General features: G+C 48.8%; 12 protein-coding genes. 8 read left to right on the forward strand and 4 right to left on the reverse strand.

What is annotated here, in order from left to right:
* Positions 1-16: 16 nt before the first annotated feature.
* The 3 genes from JHJ32_RS09480 to JHJ32_RS09490 all read right to left on the reverse strand — a co-directional run bounded on the left by JHJ32_RS09480 (position 17) and on the right by JHJ32_RS09490 (position 5,384).
* On the reverse strand, positions 17-3,349 hold the full coding sequence (locus tag JHJ32_RS09480) for a TonB-dependent receptor (protein ID WP_200120832.1): 3,333 nt from the start codon (positions 3,347-3,349) through the stop codon (positions 17-19).
* A gap of 206 nt (positions 3,350-3,555) precedes the next feature.
* Positions 3,556-4,713, reverse strand: a complete 1,158-nt coding sequence (locus JHJ32_RS09485; RefSeq protein WP_200120833.1) for a FecR family protein — start codon at positions 4,711-4,713, stop codon at positions 3,556-3,558.
* A gap of 98 nt (positions 4,714-4,811) precedes the next feature.
* Positions 4,812-5,384 (reverse strand): RNA polymerase sigma-70 factor, encoded by a 573-nt coding sequence (locus tag JHJ32_RS09490; protein ID WP_217698081.1) that lies wholly within the window; start codon positions 5,382-5,384, stop codon positions 4,812-4,814.
* Positions 5,385-5,941: 557 nt separating this feature from the next.
* On the opposite strand from JHJ32_RS09490, the gene JHJ32_RS09495 reads away from it, so the two are divergent.
* From JHJ32_RS09495 to JHJ32_RS09530, 8 genes are all read left to right on the forward strand, one after another.
* On the forward strand, positions 5,942-6,814 hold the full coding sequence (locus tag JHJ32_RS09495) for a class I SAM-dependent methyltransferase (RefSeq protein ID WP_079715336.1): 873 nt from the start codon (positions 5,942-5,944) through the stop codon (positions 6,812-6,814).
* A 265-nt stretch (positions 6,815-7,079) separates the two neighbouring features.
* Positions 7,080-7,646, forward strand: coding sequence for an RNA polymerase sigma factor (locus JHJ32_RS09500; RefSeq protein WP_079715337.1), 567 nt, complete (start codon positions 7,080-7,082; stop codon positions 7,644-7,646).
* A 76-nt stretch (positions 7,647-7,722) separates the two neighbouring features.
* Positions 7,723-8,961, forward strand: a complete 1,239-nt coding sequence (locus JHJ32_RS09505; RefSeq protein WP_200120834.1) for a FecR family protein — start codon at positions 7,723-7,725, stop codon at positions 8,959-8,961.
* Between the two features lie 255 nt (positions 8,962-9,216).
* On the forward strand, positions 9,217-12,705 hold the full coding sequence (locus tag JHJ32_RS09510; RefSeq protein WP_200120835.1) for a SusC/RagA family TonB-linked outer membrane protein: 3,489 nt from the start codon (positions 9,217-9,219) through the stop codon (positions 12,703-12,705).
* A 19-nt stretch (positions 12,706-12,724) separates the two neighbouring features.
* The gene (locus tag JHJ32_RS09515; protein WP_079715339.1) at positions 12,725-14,746 is read left to right on the forward strand and encodes a RagB/SusD family nutrient uptake outer membrane protein; all 2,022 of its coding nucleotides are present in this window, start codon (positions 12,725-12,727) and stop codon (positions 14,744-14,746) included.
* 44 nt (positions 14,747-14,790) lie between these two features.
* Positions 14,791-15,897 (forward strand): glycoside hydrolase family 105 protein, encoded by a 1,107-nt coding sequence (locus tag JHJ32_RS09520; RefSeq protein ID WP_233632574.1) that lies wholly within the window; start codon positions 14,791-14,793, stop codon positions 15,895-15,897.
* An 80-nt stretch (positions 15,898-15,977) separates the two neighbouring features.
* On the forward strand, positions 15,978-17,231 hold the full coding sequence (locus JHJ32_RS09525; protein WP_200120836.1) for a thioredoxin family protein: 1,254 nt from the start codon (positions 15,978-15,980) through the stop codon (positions 17,229-17,231).
* A gap of 200 nt (positions 17,232-17,431) precedes the next feature.
* Positions 17,432-18,028, forward strand: coding sequence for a hypothetical protein (locus JHJ32_RS09530; protein WP_200120837.1), 597 nt, complete (start codon positions 17,432-17,434; stop codon positions 18,026-18,028).
* A 95-nt stretch (positions 18,029-18,123) separates the two neighbouring features.
* Here JHJ32_RS09530 and JHJ32_RS09535 read toward each other — a convergent pair whose 3' ends face one another.
* The gene (locus JHJ32_RS09535; protein WP_200120838.1) at positions 18,124-18,639 is read right to left on the reverse strand and encodes an ankyrin repeat domain-containing protein; all 516 of its coding nucleotides are present in this window, start codon (positions 18,637-18,639) and stop codon (positions 18,124-18,126) included.
* Positions 18,640-18,667: the final 28 nt, after the last annotated feature.

Raw genomic sequence — 18,667 nt, forward strand, 5'->3', positions numbered from 1 at the left:
CTTTCGATTTTGGGTCTTAAAAACGAGCATTCAATCCAAGGATGAAACTTTTGGGCAGCGGATAATTGTTGTAATCGATACCCGGCGTCAATGCATCGGCTCCCGTACTCACGTCGGGGTTGAACGATGTGTTTTTTGTGAAGATGAAAGGATTGTTTGCGCTGAAGTAAATGCGTAGCGATCCCATGCGCCATTTTTCAACAACGGCGGCGGGCAGTTGGTAGCCCAGCGTAATGTTATTGATCCGCAGGTAGCTACCCGAATCGAGGTACCGTGTGCTGACGGTACGTACACCGCCGGTCGGCGCATCATTGGGGCGCGGGGTTTGTCCGTCGCCGGGGTTTTGTTCGGATTTCCAGTAGTCGAGCTGTGTGTCCAAGGTTTTGCTGCGTGAACGGGTGGTGAGCCGGATATCATTTGCTGTGCTGGTTATCTGATTGCCGTATACCCCCTGCAGATTGACACTCAAGGAAAAATCCTTGTAGCCAAAGTTATTGGTCATGCCATAAAAAAAGTCTGGATAGGGCGAGCCAATGATCGTATAATCATAGCTGTTTATCACGCCATCGGGCACACCGTTGGGGCCGCTGACGTCTACAAAACGCTGGTCGCCCACACGTGAACGATCCGGTGCCCCTGGATTATAAATCGGGCCAGCGTCAAGCTCCGCTTGGTTGCGGAATACGCCATCGGTAAGCAATCCGTAGAACATGCCTATTGGCTGCCCCACCTGCGTGATGTGGCGTGCCGAAATGATGGGGTCTCCTGTGGGACCAAGCCGCAGTACCTCATTGCGGTAGGTCGAGAAGTTGACATTGGTAGACCACGTGAATGCTTGTTCGATATTCCGTGTGCTGACCACCACTTCCACCCCGGAGTTTTTTACTTCTCCGATATTCATTAAGGATGTGTTGAAACCAGTGATCGCCGGTACATTTACATTGAGCAGCAAATCCGTATTCCGCGAATTGAAGTAGTCCGCGGTGATGCTGATGCGGCTGTTGAACAAGGAGGCATCCATGCCTACATTTATGGACCGTTGTTTTTCCCAGGTCAGGTTTGGGTTTGCCAATCTTGCGGGCGCGTAGCCACCCACAGCTGCGCCGCCAAAATTATAGCGATGATACAGCACGTTGGCGTAGTGCTCGTAGTTGCCGATGTTATTATTGCCAGTTTGGCCAAAGCTAACACGCAGTTTCCAGTCGTTAATGGCATTCACATCTTGAAGAAATCCTTCCTCAGATATCCGCCAGGCCACGGCTGCCGATGGGAAAACGCCATACTTGCTGTTGGCACCAAAGCGCGAGGATCCATCCGTACGCACGGAGGCTGTGAGCAGGTACTTGCCGAGGTAGTTGTAGTTTACCCGGGCGAGGTAGGACACCAATGACCAATCGTTGATGCCTGCACCGCCATCTGTCAGGATGCCGCTCACTGCGCTCAAATAGGGGACGAGGTTATTCGGAAAATTATTGCTTTCCAGGAAGTTGTCCTGTATCCGCTCTTTCTGGCTGGAAAATCCGACGAGGCCCGTCAGTTGGTGGTCGCCGAAGGTTCGGTTGTAATTGACGGTAGTCTCAGTGATCCAATTGAGCGACTGCGCGGTATTATCCTGGCCGTTCGGCGGGCTGTTGAGGAATACCGGCAGTTGGGGGACAAACGTGGTGTTTTTTAGGTTGCTGTATGTCGCTCCGGCCATCACCTTGATATTCAGGTGGTCGGTGAAGGAGTACGTCGCGTTTACATTGCCAAGGAATCTCCCCATTTGCGCTTTGTTCATCAACTCATTGGCCAGTGCCAGGGGGTTAAACAAGTTGGTGGAGGCGTCCAAATCGCGGTAGATAAAATAGGAACCGTCTTCATTCAATACCGGGTAATAGTATTGAGCAGAGGTCGCCTGCGCAATGATGCTTTGATTGGCACCACCTCCCCATCCGCTTTCTGTCACCCGGTTTTCGTCGGTAAAAGCACCGTTCAGGTTGAGCTGCACTTGAAGGCGTTCGTTGAGCTTGGCATCCAGGTTACTGCGGAATGAGTAACGCTTAAAGTCGCTATTGATGACGATCCCTTCCTGATCGAGATATTCGCCGCTAATGGCATAACGCATCTGGTTATTCCCGCCGTTTGCTGAAAGCTGGAATTGGCGTTGAGGTGCCGTGCGGAGGATGTAATCCATAGCGTCCACATCTGTCGTGTTGGTACCGTTGAGCACGTCCAACACTGTTTGAGGTACCGGAAAATTCCATGTGCCGGGATCGCCGGATACGTCGGCATTATTGTCCAGATTGCGATTTCTTACGCCGTCAAAATAATATTGAGCTTGCTGTTGCACATTCATAAACTGGGGCAGTTTCGACACCTGCTGTATACCATACAGTGCGTCGAAGCCGATTACCGAACGGCCTTCCTTGCCCCGCTTGGTATTTACGATGATTACGCCGTTGGCGCCACGGGATCCATAGATTGCTGTTGCGGAGGCGTCCTTCAGAATATCCATACTTTCGATGTCATTCGGGTTGAGTGTTTGGATATTGTCCGTAGGAAATCCGTCAACGACGTAGAGCGGCTGCGATCCTGCGGAGATGCTCCCTATCCCCCGTACGCGGATTTGTGGCGGCGCACCCGGCGCACCAGATACTGGCATGACCTGCACGCCCGGTACTTTGCCGAGCAACGCTTGGTCGAGACGCGAGACACCCAAATCCTGGATTTCTGCGGAACCCACGGAAGCGACCGATCCGGTAAGGTCTTTCCGCGATACGGTGCCGTAACCCACGACGACTACTTCATCCAACTCCGAGGCGTCTTCTTCCAAAACGATGGTCAGCGTTGTTTGGTTCGCTACGGGCTGCTCCTTCGAAAGGAACCCCACGTAGGTGATCACCAATATGGCCCCCTCGGGAACCGTCAGCGCAAAGTTGCCATCATTGTCGGTGGCGGTGCTCACATTTGGTGATCCCTTTAAGGTTACGGAAGCCCCTGAAAGCGGTATCCCTGTGTTGTCTGTGACTTTTCCCTTGATGGAAAGCTGTCGTGCCTGAATCCGTTCGTGCTGTTTTTTCTTTTGAATAATCACCATGGATTTATCCACACGGAACGTGACGTCCTGTCCCTCAAAGCAGGTCGCCAGGATGTCCATGACCGAGGTATTGGTTTGCCGTATCGTTACCTTTCGCTGGTCATTCAGTTCGTCGGCCAGGTATACGAAATCCAGCTTGGTCTGTTTGTTCAGTTCAAAAAGCACTTGCTTGATTGTTGCATTTTCCATGTTAATGGAAGCCTTTTGTGCCAGCACGTTAGCTTGCACGTGGCAGAGGGATAGCAACACGAAAAGCGTTGACAGCTTCATGATTATAATCGGTTTTAATCTGTAAAGTAAGGGTACACCGCTCGATGGAGCAGCATAATTTTTATATATTTGCATATAGGTCTTTTAAATGATCCAACATTCATTTTCATGGGCCTGCTCAATCCAGTAATTACTGGCGGCCAGGAGTGCGGGAACACTTCTGGCCTCTTTAAACAGGGTCATCATACATAGGTTAATAATCAGTGTTATTTCATGACCGATATCCTCCTTCCTTTTGTCTCGAACCGCACTTCGCCCAGCGCTTCCAACGAAGCCAGGACGTCCTGCAGCGGGCGCGAACGCGCGATACGACCGCTGTATTTGCGTGCGGACAATCCGTGCTGGAAATCGACATCGCAGTTATACCAGCGGGCGATGTGGTTCATGATGGTTGTTATATCTTGGTTTTCGAACGAAAAATAGCCGTTTTTCCATGCCAATGCATCTTCCAGATCTACCTTGCGTTTTTGTATCGCAGCTGTCGTGGCGTCGGCATATGCCTGTTCTCCCGGCTCCAGGGTCAGTGCTTGATTTCCGTGGGAGACGGCCACACGGCCGGTTTCCAGCGTTATGGCCATTCCCGGCTCATCGCGATATGCCATGATGTTGAATGTCGTGCCAAGTACCTGTACATCAAAAGCACCTGAAACCACGTGGAATGGCCGCTTGGCATCATGCGCAACGTCGAAGTAAGCCTCGCCGACGAGCGTTACCCGGCGTTCAGCACTGCCGAACCACAGCGGATAAGAAAGCGATGAGCCCGCATTCATCCATACGGATGTCCCATCGGGCAAGGTCAGGCGAAAATTCCCGCCCTTCGGCGTGTGGAGCGTATTCATTTCCTTGCTTGCTTTTTGCTGCGAGCCCGTTCTTTCGCCTGCGTCATAGGCTACAGTACCATCCTGGAGGTATTTGATTTTTACATTACCATCGGCAAGCAGCGCATCGCCCTGCAGTTCGTCCAGCCGTACCGTACGACCGTCGGCCAGTACCAATATCGCGGCGTCGGTCCCGGCAGGTACGGCGACATCAGCAAGTTCCTCGTTGATACGAAGGGTATCATCCGTGTTGGACGACAGGTACAAGGCCAACGCAATACCTAATGCACAAAGTACGGATGCCGCAGCCAACGCAATCCGCCATCGGTGTCGCAAGGGCAGGAGAGGGTGCGCACGGTCTACGCGTGCAGCCCATCGTTGATACAGATACTTTTGCATCTTATCCCGGTGCTGCGCATTTTGCCATGTCCAACTTCCCCGTTGGCTTTCCGCTTCAAACCACGCACTAAGAAACTCATCCTCCTCAGGGGATGTTGCTCCGTTTGCAAAACGGTGAAGCAGTTCTTCAATTTCCTTTTTCCGCATGTCCACAGGACCGATTTATTAACTGGTATATAGCTAAGATTAAGCAAAGGGCATTTGGTAGTATAAAAAAAATAAAAAAAAGAAAGAGACTATTCAAGTCACGTGAGAAACCGCATTGCGATGAGCGGCAAAACCTTGATAGTCAATCGGATCAATTTAAGGGCGTAATTAATCTGTTTTTTTACAGTATTTTCCGAAATATTCAATTGTGCGGCTATTTCGCGGTTGGTGAGGTTTTCCGTCCGGCTTAGCAGGAATACTTCCCGCATGCGCGGGGGCATTCGCGCAATTTGTTTGTCAATGGATAACTGAAGTTCGGCGAGGGCAAGCGAATCTTCTGCAGAGCCGCACTGTCCATCTTGCAGGAATTCGCCTAAGCTATCAATAAATCGCTGTCGGTTTTGCTGTAAGGCGATAAATCTAAGGGCGCCGTGCCGTGCCATGGTAAACAGGTAAGCCTTGACGGATTCGACATGCCGCAGCCGTTCACGTTGTTCCCATACTTTGAAAAATGTGTCCTGAAGTACATCGGCCGTGTCATCTTCGTCTTTCAGCACATTGGCGACGTAGCGAAAAAGGGCTTCCCAATGGCGATGATACAATTGATCAAACGCCCCTCTTTCGCCATTGGCCAAATCGCTGGCTAGCCTCTTATCATCTGCTCCATCCATCAGTGTGAAAACTCTTTCCGGCTGTTTATTGTTGGTGCCATCTCCCAAATCGGGGCCGTAAAAATAAAGAAAGCTTTAGCTACTACCAAATCGGGCAAACATGTCATGTTGCCAACCTCCCATTTAAATGGGAGCAGATAATCGCTGTGGCCTACATGGAGGTGCCCGGTGATTTCATGGGGGCCCGTCTGGAAAGCCGTAAAGAATGTCCGGAAAAACGTAGCATCTCGACTTTCTTAAAAAAAGAAACCCGTTACCTTGCAGATAACGGGAATCCGCCCCATTGGGGTTAGGGGCTATCAACCTAAACCTAATGCAAAGGTAAATAAAATAACGATAAGCGCAAGCAGGGGATAGATCCGGGGGTGGAATATTAAGGCGATTTACGGTTATCAACGTGATAATATTCACCGTTCTATACCGTATTTCCGTGTAAAAGTGTGTAACAAATCGCCAGGGTTGCATAGAATGGGAACAGTTTGACAATCCCGTCTTAAAATCAATTTTTAACCGGTAATATTGTTTGTATTTAGGTCATAAATTAAAATCTAAGTTGTATGAGATCGGACATTACCCCTTATTTAAAAGCCCAGGCAACGTTTAAAGATGACGGGAAACATTATGTCTTTCCCATCTCGAGGATGTCATACTCGTTAAAAGCCAATGAATATTACTTCAACCATCCAGAGTGGGCAGAAGAATATTTAACCTACTGTCACCGAAGTGATGCCTTTAAAAGCAGATGGCGGGAAGCCACTGGAAGTTGGACAAATAAAGTGGTCATTGATGTTGGTTGTGGCCCGGGAAACATCAATGCAACGTTGCAAGAGAAACCCAAAATATTGATAGGCGTGGATGTAGCTTCGGGGTCACTTGACTTGGCGCGAAACCTGGGCTATACAACGGTGCTGGCCGATGCAAACAACCTTCCATTTAAATCAGCTGTCGCGGATATCGTGGTATTAAATGCTACCTTGCACCATTGCGAAAACATGGATGCTGTGCTGAAAGAGGCAGCAAGGCTGGTAAAACCGGGCGGGTTGCTGGTGACGGACCACGATCCGCAACGCTCGGCGTGGAATTACAAAGGTGCAGCGAAAGTATTGTGGCTGACCAGGCTGGTATATTACCGGCTCATCGGACACAGCTTCCATAAATCTTCCGAGCAGCAGAAATGGGCGCTTGCTTGCGAGACTCACCACAAACCCGGCCATGGTGTGACGCCTTACCTGTTTGAAAGTGTACTGGAACCCCTTGATTTCAATGTAAATATCTACCCGCATAACCACCATTTGGGTAAAGAAGTATTTGAGGGTAAGACGGGGCCTGTTGAACTCAAATACAAATTGGGTAATCTCCTATCCGGCAGAAACCCATCTTCCCCGGCCAGCGCACTCACATTGATGTGCGTTGCCAGGAAAAATGGTTAAGTGAGGCCCGTCCGCTAGTGCTTGGTCAGCCGTATTGTTCGAAATCCGTATCGGGGGATCGAAAGTGCAATGGTTTTAATAAGTTAGCTAAAACGATTCAATATTACGGTATTTTTTACAATATTTGAAAAATGTACCGCTATTTTTGAAAAATACGCGTGTTTGCTCGCTGAGTGATGTGATCTCCATTGATCAAACACGATGGACAAGCCACGGCCGCCAGATAAAGGCCAGCTTTGGATAAATATGTTAAAATTCGCACCAAATGGCCGCTAACCTTTATATCGATAGTTCGCAACTCGCGGTCTTGTTTAAGAATTACCACCGTGCGTTATTGTACTTTGCCCGGTCGATGGTCCATGAGCAACAGATCGCCGAGGAAATCGTTTCTGATAGCTTTGTGAAGCTTTGGCAGCGGCGAGATGCTTTTGATGGCACCGATAAAATCAAAGCGTTTCTGTATATCGCCACCAAAAACGCCTGTCTGAACTATGTACAGTCCGCCCACGTGCGCCGCGACATGGATCCGGAGGCGATCCACTTGCTGGAAAGTACGGAACCTGAAACATATGTGCGTATCGTGCGGGCAGAGCTGATGCAGCAGATTTATGCTGAGATGGTCAAGTTGCCGGAGAAGCAACGAGAGGTCTTCCGGCTGACGTATATTGAAGAGCTGACAACGGACGAAATCTGCGAACGCCTTCATATGACCCCTACAGCTGTCTTTGCCAATCGTTCCAGAGCAGTGGATACCCTTCGACGGATTTTCAAAGACAAAGAGCTGTGGCTTTGCTTGTTCCTATTGCACGAACTTTTACGAAATAGCCCTTAGTTAAAAAAAACACTTTCCATGTAAGGTTTTGCGTTCACATTTGTTTTTATCGATAAATGTGAGCCACGTAACACCAATGGAAATCACGAACCGTATTGTTTACTTGCTTCGCGGGCACATCAGCCGGGAGCTGAATGCGCAGGAACAGGCCGAGTTGCTGGCCTGGGGCAACCGCGATCCGGCATTCCGCCGTTTGTTGGAGGAAGTGGTCAGCGAGGAGGGGCTGAAGGCAGCGTTGCAGGCGTTCGATGCGGTGTACGGTACTGATCAGGCGGCCTCAATCAGCCGCATGGAACGCCGTATTGCCGACGGTATACGTGCAGCTGAAGAAAAGTCACTGAAGCGACGAGCAACACACCGTTTGCAGAGATGGATCCCTTACGCCGCAGCGGTTATTTTGGTGCTGGCAGTCGGTATTTACGTTTTTAGGTACCGGGTGGGCCTTCCTTCTAAAACAACGGATACGACACACCTCGCCGCTGATATCCAACCCGGAGGGAACCGCGCAACACTCAAACTTTCGGGTGGGCGCACCATTAGCTTGAGCGAAGAACAAGGGGGGATTGTTGTGGTTGACGGTGATATTACTTACGAAGATGGTAATACCGTAACTGCCCTGGCTGATAGGACCAACGGTCGGTCGGACGCTGTGCAATTGGAGCTTGCCACCCCCAACGGAGGGACCTATTCCATCACCCTGCCCGATGGCTCGCGTGTGTGGCTCAATGCCGCTTCCACACTGAAATACCCCTCGCGTTTTGACGGCAAAGAACGGATCGTAGAACTCGAAGGCGAAGCTTATTTTGATGTTAGGTCAGTGAAAAGCGACAGCGGGGGGGAACCCTTTAAAGTCATCACACAAGGTCAAACCGTGGAGGTCCTGGGTACCCAGTTTAATATCTCAGCATACCCCGATGAATCGGAGACCAAAACGACGTTGGTAAAAGGACGTGTGCAGGTGACATCGACCATCGGTAACCGGCCACCTATCGAAATGGAGCCTGGTCAACAAGCTATCACACATGGGGCATATACGGATGTGAAGCAAGTAATGGCAGACAAATATACAGCTTGGAAAGATGGTTTTTTTTATTTCGACCGCCTGCCAATGCGTGAAGCCATCGCTCAATTGGCCCGCTGGTACGATCTCGAAATTAGCTATAAGGGCAAATTGTCGGAAGACAACATGTTCGCTTATGTCGAGCGAAATAAACCCTTGAGTGCCGTTTTACGCGCACTGGAAAAAAGCGGGTTGAAGTTTGAGATGGCTCAAACGGATGGACGGGCACGATTGATTGTTTTGGGAGAACGATGATACCAATTATATAACGATGAAAGGAGGGCTGTAAATGAAAACATAAAGACTACTTATCCATCAGATTCCATCCATACAAAAAACGGATGATGTTGATAGCATCATCCGTGGATTTGTTTGGATTTGATAGCCGGCTTGTTATTCTAAGGACTGCCGGAAACCAATTGTTAACCATCCAAACATCGCAAATATATGATTTTTACACCATGTGTAAACGGCTCTCGTTGGCCATTTAGATACCGATTATTGCTTGTTATGAAATTAGCGATTCTCTTAACGGTCGCCTTTACATGGCACGCTGTTGCCGAAAGTAAGGCACAAAAGGTTACCCTGAAAGCCCAGAATACCACGTTGCGCGAAGTCTTGCGGGAGATCCAGCGGCAACATGGGTATTCCTTTTTATTTCGGGGCGACCAGATTGCAGATGTACGTATCACCGCTCAGCTAAAACAAGTCGATTTGGCTGATGCGATGCACCTTATATTGGATAAACATGGCCTGACGTGGTCATTAGACGAAGGTATTATTACCATTACGAACAAGCGTTCACGCGCCATGACCCGAACGGGCTTGCTCCAGCAACGCGTCGTTTCCGGAAAGGTGTCAGACGAGCATGGCAATCCATTGGAAGGTGTGACCGTTACGGTGAAAGGTACACCGCTTGCCGTCTCGTCCGACGCTGCGGGCGACTATCGGATCGCAATCCCTGATGAAGCGACAGTGCTTGTTTTTAATATTTTGGGGTATCAGTCGGCAGAAGTTGCTATCGCGGGTCAAACCACCATCTCCGTGTCGTTGCAGCCCGCCATGAGTGATTTGGACGAAGTGGTGGTTGTGGGCTACGGGACGATGCAACGAAAAGATCTTACCGGTTCGATCATCCAGGTCCGTCCGGACAGGATTGCCAACGAAAATCCACGTACCGTCCAAGACATCCTGCGGGGCACGCCGGGTCTGAACGTCGGTTTTAGTCCATCGGCAAAAGGGGGCGGATCGTTACAGATACGCGGTCAGCGCTCCGTGTATACCGACGGTAATCACAATAGTCCGCTACTCGTGCTCGATGGTATGTTCTTTTATGGCGAGCTATCGGAGATCAATCCCGACGACATCGAGCAGATCGATGTGTTGAAAGATGCCTCCGCCGCAGCCGTCTATGGGTCTAAAGCGGCCAACGGGGTCATCATTATTTCGACCAAACGGGGTAAGCCCGGTAAGCCCGTTGTCAATTTCACGGCCAATTTAGGCGCTACCGGGCCGAGTAATTTTCGCAAAAGATGGGACCCGGACGCCTATATGCAACACCGCCAAGACTGGCTAACAAAAAACACCTATGGCGTCAATCCGGAAACCGGAACATATGAAGCGTATCAAACAGGTGTTTTTGCCGATCAACCGGGCTTCTTTATGCGCCCAGACCAATTGCCGTCCGCTATTTCGCTGGATAGCTGGCGCGCTTACAGCACCAATGATCCAGGAGAATCTGACTTAAGCATCTGGGCAAGGCGTTTGGGCTTCCAGGGCAACGCGTTACAAAATTTTCTCGACGGCAAAGTTGTCGATTGGACCGACCGCACCTTTCGCACGGGATTGGATCAGGACTACAATGCCAGTGTCAGCGGAGCAAGTGAGCGCACAAATTATTATTTCTCTATGGGCTATTTAAGAAACGAAGGTGCTGTGGTGAGCGATAATTACCGGGCTATTCGTGCCAATATGAAGGTGAATTCCAACGTAACCGATTGGTTCGAAATCGGGGCTAACGTTAACTTCCAGGACCGTTCTGATGGTAATGTTGACATCGATATGGATCAGACGATGCGTAATAGTCCGTACGCGGACTATGCCGACGAACTGGGCAATCCGCTGCAGTTTCCGCTAAGTGCTGAATTTAGCCAGCGTGGATACAATTACGATTTCCAACGGCAGTTTTTGGAATTGGACAAAGGGTACACCGTGTTCAATACGATCGTGCAAGCGAAAGTCAAGCTGCCGTTTAATATCGTTTATTCCTTTAATGCATCGCCCCGCTATCAATTTTTCTATGACCGCTATTTTATGTCGGCAGATTTACCTGGATCCGACCCGAAGACACGGGGCGCTAACCGGGAACAAGCCAAACGTTTTGATTGGTCGTTGAACAATACCCTTAGCTGGGAACACACATTTGCAGAGAAACACCGTTTCAACGTCACGCTGGTGCAGGAAGCCGAACAGCTCCGTTATTGGCAGGAGCGCATTGAAGCACGGAATATCCTGCCTTCCGACGCTTTGGGTTTTCATGGCGTAGGTTTTGGCAATAAAGAGGAAAGTAACTATTCCAGTAACGATACGCACGAGACGGCTGACGCACTGATGGCACGGCTGTTCTACAGCTATGACGACCGCTATATGCTGACGGCGACCATCCGTCGCGATGGTTATTCAGCCTTCGGTTCGACCGACCCTTATGGGATCTTCCCGTCATTGGCAGGGGCGTGGACCTTCAGCAACGAATCGTTCTTTCAGAAATGGAAGCCCATTATGAGCACGGGTAAATTACGGGTTTCCTATGGTAGAAACGGGAATAGATCCTTAAATTCTCCGTACTTGGCGCTAGCCAATCTTTATCGGGGAGCCGGAAGAATGCAGGGTTATATCGACGCTTCCGGTCAGCTGCAACTCTACCGCTACCTGATGATGGATCGGCTGGCCAACCCGAATCTGCAATGGGAAAAAACGGCAGCGTGGAACTTCGGACTGGATTTTGGCTTTCTGAACGATCGCATATCCGGTACGTTCGAATATTATCATATGCAGACCAACGATATGATTATGGGACAACGGTTGCCTACGTTCTCAGGATTCAGCTCAATAACCACGAACCTGGGCCAGGTGAATAACAGCGGGGTAGAGCTAGCGCTCAATACCCGCAATATCGCGCGCGAAAATTTCCAGTGGTCAACTACTCTTGGCTTTTCGTATAACAAGAACCGGATCAAACACCTCTATTACGACTATGAAGATGTGGTAGATGCAGACGGTCATGTGATTGGCCGTAGGGAACGGGACGATATCACAAACGGCTGGTTCATTGGTCAATCCATTAATACCATTTGGGATTATCGAGTTACCGGCATTTGGCAGACGCATGAGGTTGAAGAAGCCGCAAAATATGGGCAGCGACCGGGTGATCCGAAAGTCGCCAATAATTATACCGCAGACGACGTGGTCAACGCAGATGGCTCGATCACGCATGTCTATAATGACCTGGATAAAGAGTTCCTGGGCGAAACTGTTGCACCCTACCACTGGTCTTTGCGTAATGAGTTTGTTCTTTGGAAAGAACTGACCTTTTCTTTCCAGATTTATTCCTATATGGGCCATAAAAGTTTGTCTGGCAATTACCTGAACAACGACGACGATGGTGGACGTATGCAATATGCTTTAGCCAATCTGCCCGAGAAAGAATATTGGACCCCTGATAATCCGACCAACAAATTCGGCCGTATTGAAGCTTCTGGACCTGTAGGTGCCGCTGGCGCACAAAAATTGTATAACCGTTCCTTTATCCGCCTGGACAACATATCCGCCGGATATACGCTTCCACAACAATGGACTTCCATGTATAACCTAAACCGGGTCAAAGTATTTGGTGCCGTTCGGAACACGGCGACCTGGGCGCAGGAATGGATTTACGGAGACCCTGAAACCGGTGGTTGGGCCTCCCGTACATTTACCTTTGGTTTGAACGTAACCTTTTAAGCGATTAACAACGACAGAGATGAAGAAGATAACACAACAACTACATCGCATATCATTAGCCCTGCTTTTTGGGGGGACCTTACTGGCCAGCAGCTGTTCGCGGGATTTTCTGAACCCGGATCCGCTATCGTTTTACGAACCCAACACGACATTTAATACCCGATCGGGGTTGGAGTCGGCTTTAGCCATTTGCGACCGCCACCTAAAATTGTATTGGATGACAGACCATAACGAAATGCTGGCGCTCGGTACGGAGTACATCTTTTCCGAACTGATGGTCGCTGCTGCGACCGACAAGCGCAATATGCTTGCTGATATAGCCAATATGCTTACACCGACAAGCGATGATGGTAGCACTCAACATAACCTGGACCGGACCAATAGTCTATGGTATTTTTGGGACGAAACCTACAAAGGTATTATGTACGCGAATACCATTATCCATTATGTCGACGACGTGGAGGAATTGGACGAAGCCACGAAAAACATGTTTAAGGGGCGTGCATACTTTCACCGCGCCTTTCGCTACATGGCCCTTGTGTTTCAATACGGTGATGTCCCATTAGTTACCAAATTGCTGGAAGTGCCTAAGCAGAATTACCGCAGCACCGAGCGGGAGGCGATCCTGCAAATGATTACCCGGGACATGGAGCTCGCCGTCGAGTGGGTGCCCGATCAAAGTGAGATTGGTATAGTTGGTATGGTCAATAAAGGCGCTTGCCGGATGCTGCTTGCAAAATGCTACCTGGCCATTGGCGAATATGCGAAAGCCAAAGCGCAAACCGACATCCTCATTGACCAGTCCGGCTACGCCCTCATCCAAGGTGATGAGTTCGGCACCTTTAACGACGGCGGCGAACCGCGAACCTGGACCATTACGCGCAACGTGATCTGGGATATGCACCGCGCGGAGAATAAACTTCGCTCAGACAACAGGGAACTGATTATGGGAATGCCGAACCGGGGTGCGGAAGCCGAGTCCTTTGTGAAAATGCTGACCATGCGGATATTGTATCCCTTTGTATTTGACAATAGGCTCCAAGCCAAGGATGGTCGGCAGGCGTTGCTTAATATCCGCCGCAATACAGCAGACTACGACCCCGAATACGACTACATGCGGGCCTTCGGACGCGGCATTGCGACGTTTCGTCCCACCCGCTTTCAGATGACGGGACTGTGGCGTGTGAATGGCGTAATGGACGAGACGGACTTGCGCCATAGTTCCGAGGCGGGCAATTGGATACGCATGGAAGACTACCGGGTGAACAATAAGGCTTCGACAGAATTTGGTAATCCCCTCACGCTTTTCAACCCTGATAATGGTGTCCTCCTGTGCAGCGATACCATTCGTCGTTGGTTTGATGTACCCCATTATAAATTCTACTTGGATGACCCGGTCGCTGAAGCGAATATTATCGGGTCTGACGGGCATCGCGGTGCCACAAACGGTGGTAATGCAGACTGGTACCTTTACCGCTTAGCAGAAGCGTACCTGCTTCGTGCGGAAGCCAAATACTATATGGACCCAAATGATGGAACGATCAAAGACGATTTGAATGCCGTAAGACAACGTGCAAAATGCACCCAATTATACACAGGCCCGGTTACGATAGGGGATATCATGAATGAGCGCGCACGTGAATTGTATTGGGAAGAATGGCGCAATGTAGAATTAAAGCGGGTTTCACTTTGTCTGGCTCGCAGCGGTAAACCCGACGAATGGGGTAACACCTATAGCTTGGACAACTATGACAAGCAGAGTGGAACAGATCCTGTAGGCGGAAGTTACTGGTACCAGCGTATCGTCCACTACAGCATGTATAACAAAGGGCCTATCGAGATTAATGCTCCCGGCAATAGCAGCCCCAACTATACGATGGACAAAAAGAATATGCATTGGCCTATACCGAATTCGGCAATTACGGCCAACATAAAGGGGCAGCTTAGCCAGAATTATGGATATGATGGCTATAATCCGGCTACCCCGAAATGGAGTAACTGGGAAGATGCGGTTGCGGATGAAGAGCGGACGGAAGATTAAATCAACGTGTTCGGAAACTCGAAACTTAATCATTAAAAATTAAAATGATGCGTAGCAACCTATTGATATTATTACTTCTTCTTCCTCTTCATTTCCTGTTTGCCCAAAAAAATGCACTGGAGGATTTTCCAGATGGGTATAGTCCCGAAGAGGTGGGTAAACTAATCGCGTACCGGTTTGTGTATGCCAACCATGCACTGCACGCCGGAAAATGGATCGGCTATCCGGAGACATTTTATTGGAATGGCGCGCTGAATTTCGCTGAACTGACAGCCGACGAAATGCTGGCTAGATTTTTGCAAAACAGATTTGAACTCCTATTCTCCACAGAAAAGGAACTGTTGCCCATCAAAAATCATGTCGACCTGAATATGTTTGGCAGCTTACCCTTGAGGCTCTACCGGATGACAGGTGACCAGCGCTATCTGCAACTGGGTCTTCCTTATGCCGACACACAATGGCAGGTTCCGGCGGATGCAAAGCCCGAAGAAAAGGCCTGGGCGGACAAGGGATACAGCTGGCAGACACGCCTATGGATCGATGACATGTACATGATTACCATTGTGCAGACGCAAGCCTACAACGTGACCGGAGACTGCAAATACATTGATCGGGCAGCCAAGGAAATGGTACTTTATCTGGAAGAGTTGCAACGTCCGAACGGCCTGTTTTACCATGCCCCCGATGTGCCCTTTTATTGGGGGCGGGGCAATGGTTGGATGGCCGCGGGCGTCACGGAATTGCTCCGGCATTTGCCAGCGGATCATCAAGACCGGCCGCGCATCTTGCGAGGCTACCAAAAGATGATGGAAAGTTTGAAAAGTTTTCAGCGCCCCAATGGCATGTGGAATCAGCTGATTGATGAACCGGATTGCTGGGCGGAAACATCCGGATCGGCCATGTTTGCATATGCGTTTATTACGGGGGTTAAGCAGGGATGGCTAAACGCTGATGAATACACGCCCGCAGCCCGGAAAGCGTGGATGGCGTTAGTGGACTACGTTGATGAGCGGGGGAGCGTTGCTGAGGTTTGTGTGGGAACGAACAAGAAGAATGACAAACAATATTATTATGACCGCCCACGCAATGCAGGTGATTTTCACGGTCAGGCTCCGTATCTTTGGTGTGTGAACGCGCTTTTGGAGAAATGACTAAATATGTTGGGCGGACTCAGATTTATCATATTGAGCAGGTATACTAGCTGGTATACCTGCCTTTTAAATTTTTGGTTATGATTGGCGTTTTAATGATGAATGCCCCTTCGTGGTATAAAAATACAGTATCGATTACAGTTTTTGTGTTTGGTATTTCACTTGCATCGGCCGAGACTGATTCCTTGAGAAGCTATGCTGGAAGTTTTGATAAAGCGCTCCAAGCGGCGGAATCAACAAACAAAACACTTTTGTTGTATTTTACGGCAGCATGGTGTGCACCATGCAAATTAATGGAGAAAAAAGTCTTCGTCGATAAACAGGTGGTTTCCTTGATCGATTCCTTATTTGTTTTTTACAAGGTTGATATTGACTCGGCTTCAGGTAAACATTTAAAAAAGCGATTTGACATCCGTACTGTACCTTCATTTTCCGTAATTGATGGGATCGGCGAACGTACCTATCATTTCTCGGGCTACAACAACGCTGAAAATTTAATCCGACAGCTGAAAGAAGGGCTTGATCCTGAAAACGCGCCAATCAATCTCTTGAGGAAACAATATGAGAATGGAGACCGATCGATCGGATTTTTACGCCGATACTTAAACACATTGGAAGAATATCACGATTCCGGGGCTGACTCCGTATATGCGCTGCTCTGTAAACTGAGTAGTCCGGAAGAAATGAAAGGTGAGTTTATATGGGCAAAGATGAATGCTTATATAAATAGTGATACGACAGAAGATTACCGATTTCTTAAGGATCACAAAAGCGAACTTGTATTCTTATATGGAGAAGAAAGGGTGAATCACCTATTGGCCAGGCCGTACAGCATCCAATTGGAAAATGCAGCACTGGAAAGCAATGTGCCGGCGTTTTATAAACTAGCAGGAAAACTTAAAAATGGAGACTTCGGTAATACTGACCGGCTATTATACGAGAATGAAAAACTCTTATTTCTGCAAATCGAGGACTATGATAAGTTTATCAGTTTAATCGAAGCGCAGCAATACCCATCATTGTACCCAGATAGATACGATAGACTGATTGACGGAGCAACATGGGTTGTATTAAGAGATATTAACCATGGCCCTTTGTTGGAAAAAGCAAAAATGTGGATCAATGAAAGCTTGAACCACAAAATTAGCAGCCAGCAATATATAATTGCAGGGCAACTACATGAGAAAACTGGCGACTTGACCGTTGCTTTACGCTTTTATGGGAAAGGCTTGAAACAGTATAGGCTGGACAATCCAGCCGCAGAAATGGAACCAACTGGTCTGCATATGCTTATAGCGGATGTTGAAGCTAAGATTAAAAAAGGACAACAGTAAGCCGAGTGATCGGTGTATCCGCTAATGACAGTTATCCGCATTACCTGAAGAAGCATTATTAGAAGGGCATCAATTAACAGAGCTGCACGCGGCCAACATGTAATTGATGACTGAAATTTAGTTGTTAATGAAATGTCGAAGTATAGAATAGGGGGCTTGTCTCCTGTTCTTTAATCTTAGCGTATGAATAGTGTACGGGTTTGTGTTTTATTCAGTTGCGCGTTAGTTATGTTTTTTTTGCCGGTTGCGGCGGAGAAACGGAGCTCAACACCAAGGTCATCCTGAAAGGTGAAGTGTTTATTCCAGCGAATGGCAGGGTGTATTTGCTCGATTATGAAACCAAAAAGAAAATTGCTCAGGCCCCTATCTTCCGCAATGCTTTTACATTAACGGTCGACAGTATCCCCGCCGACAAATATATTCTGAAAATCGAGTGGAGACGGAATCTCACTGCTGTTGCAACAGAGTCCCGCTTTCGTCCGAGCAAGGAGTGTTGTGTGATGAAAACACTATACCTTGACCCTGCCCAAGATAGTCTATACCGAATTATTGGGCCAGACCAACTGTCTGCTTCGGCAATTGACAGCATAAACAACGGTTATGAAAGTCTTACCACTAGGATGAAGGTCCACTCGGAGGCGTTTGATACGCAGATGCGCGAAAAAGTAGACAGCCTGCAGCAGCTATACACGGATACTTATAGGTTAAAAAAAGACAGTTTAACCAAAGCATTAAGCTATGCATTAGCAACCAACAACAAATTACCTCTTGAATTAAAACGGCGAGATCGTAGCTAAAAACATCCCTTTAGATACGTTAGCGAATTTATTGCGTAAAGAGCTTTCAAGTGCCAGAAACGTTAAGGGTGACGACTTCGACCGCTTCTTTCACTTCATTGGGCGTTCGTTTTAATTTCCCTCTCGTGTCGGTTTTGAAATGATTCGATAAGCTGTTGGGCTTCCAGATTGCCTTGCTGGGCGGCGTGGTCGGCGGCTGAGAAACCACGTATATCCCGTGCGCTATGATCGGCGCCATGTTCCAGAAGAAGTTTGGCTATGGGAGTGCGTCCGAACATCACGGCAAACATGAGTGCGGTGCCGCCATTGCCGTGCTGCACATCCAAATCGGCATGGTGCTTAATGAGCAGCCCCGCCAAATCAGTGTACCCTTTGAACGATACGCCCATCAGCGCCGTATTGCCGCCGTTGTCTCTGGCATTGACGTCTGCCCCTGCTTCCAGAAGCAGTTTTGCGGCATCGTAGTGGTCATGATAACAGGCAATAATCAATGGTGTGTGGCCCTGCTCATTGCTGGTGTTGACGTCTGCTCCTTGTTTTACCAGTTCGCTAATCACGGCTGTATTTCCCTGCCGGGCTGCCGGAATGATGTAGTCGTTTAACCTTTCCATGTAGACTTAAACCAACGAATGGCACCGA

The organism is Parapedobacter sp. ISTM3, from assembly GCF_016533505.1.
Lineage (GTDB): Bacteria > Bacteroidota > Bacteroidia > Sphingobacteriales > Sphingobacteriaceae > Parapedobacter > Parapedobacter luteus.

Bases quoted from the DNA above. Each gene is read 5' to 3' on its own strand.
- JHJ32_RS09525 (WP_200120836.1), top strand. From the start codon at position 15,978: ATGATTGGCGTTTTAATGATGAATGCCCCTTCGTGGTATAAAAATACA.
- JHJ32_RS09505 (WP_200120834.1), top strand. From the start codon at position 7,723: ATGGAAATCACGAACCGTATTGTTTACTTGCTTCGCGGGCACATCAGC.
- JHJ32_RS09495 (WP_079715336.1), top strand. From the start codon at position 5,942: ATGAGATCGGACATTACCCCTTATTTAAAAGCCCAGGCAACGTTTAAA.
- JHJ32_RS09535 (WP_200120838.1), bottom strand. From the start codon at position 18,639: ATGGAAAGGTTAAACGACTACATCATTCCGGCAGCCCGGCAGGGAAAT.
- JHJ32_RS09490 (WP_217698081.1), bottom strand. From the start codon at position 5,384: ATGGATGGAGCAGATGATAAGAGGCTAGCCAGCGATTTGGCCAATGGC.
- JHJ32_RS09480 (WP_200120832.1), bottom strand. From the start codon at position 3,349: ATGAAGCTGTCAACGCTTTTCGTGTTGCTATCCCTCTGCCACGTGCAA.
- JHJ32_RS09510 (WP_200120835.1), top strand. From the start codon at position 9,217: ATGAAATTAGCGATTCTCTTAACGGTCGCCTTTACATGGCACGCTGTT.
- JHJ32_RS09500 (WP_079715337.1), top strand. From the start codon at position 7,080: ATGGCCGCTAACCTTTATATCGATAGTTCGCAACTCGCGGTCTTGTTT.
- JHJ32_RS09515 (WP_079715339.1), top strand. From the start codon at position 12,725: ATGAAGAAGATAACACAACAACTACATCGCATATCATTAGCCCTGCTT.
- JHJ32_RS09520 (WP_233632574.1), top strand. From the start codon at position 14,791: ATGATGCGTAGCAACCTATTGATATTATTACTTCTTCTTCCTCTTCAT.
- JHJ32_RS09485 (WP_200120833.1), bottom strand. From the start codon at position 4,713: ATGCGGAAAAAGGAAATTGAAGAACTGCTTCACCGTTTTGCAAACGGA.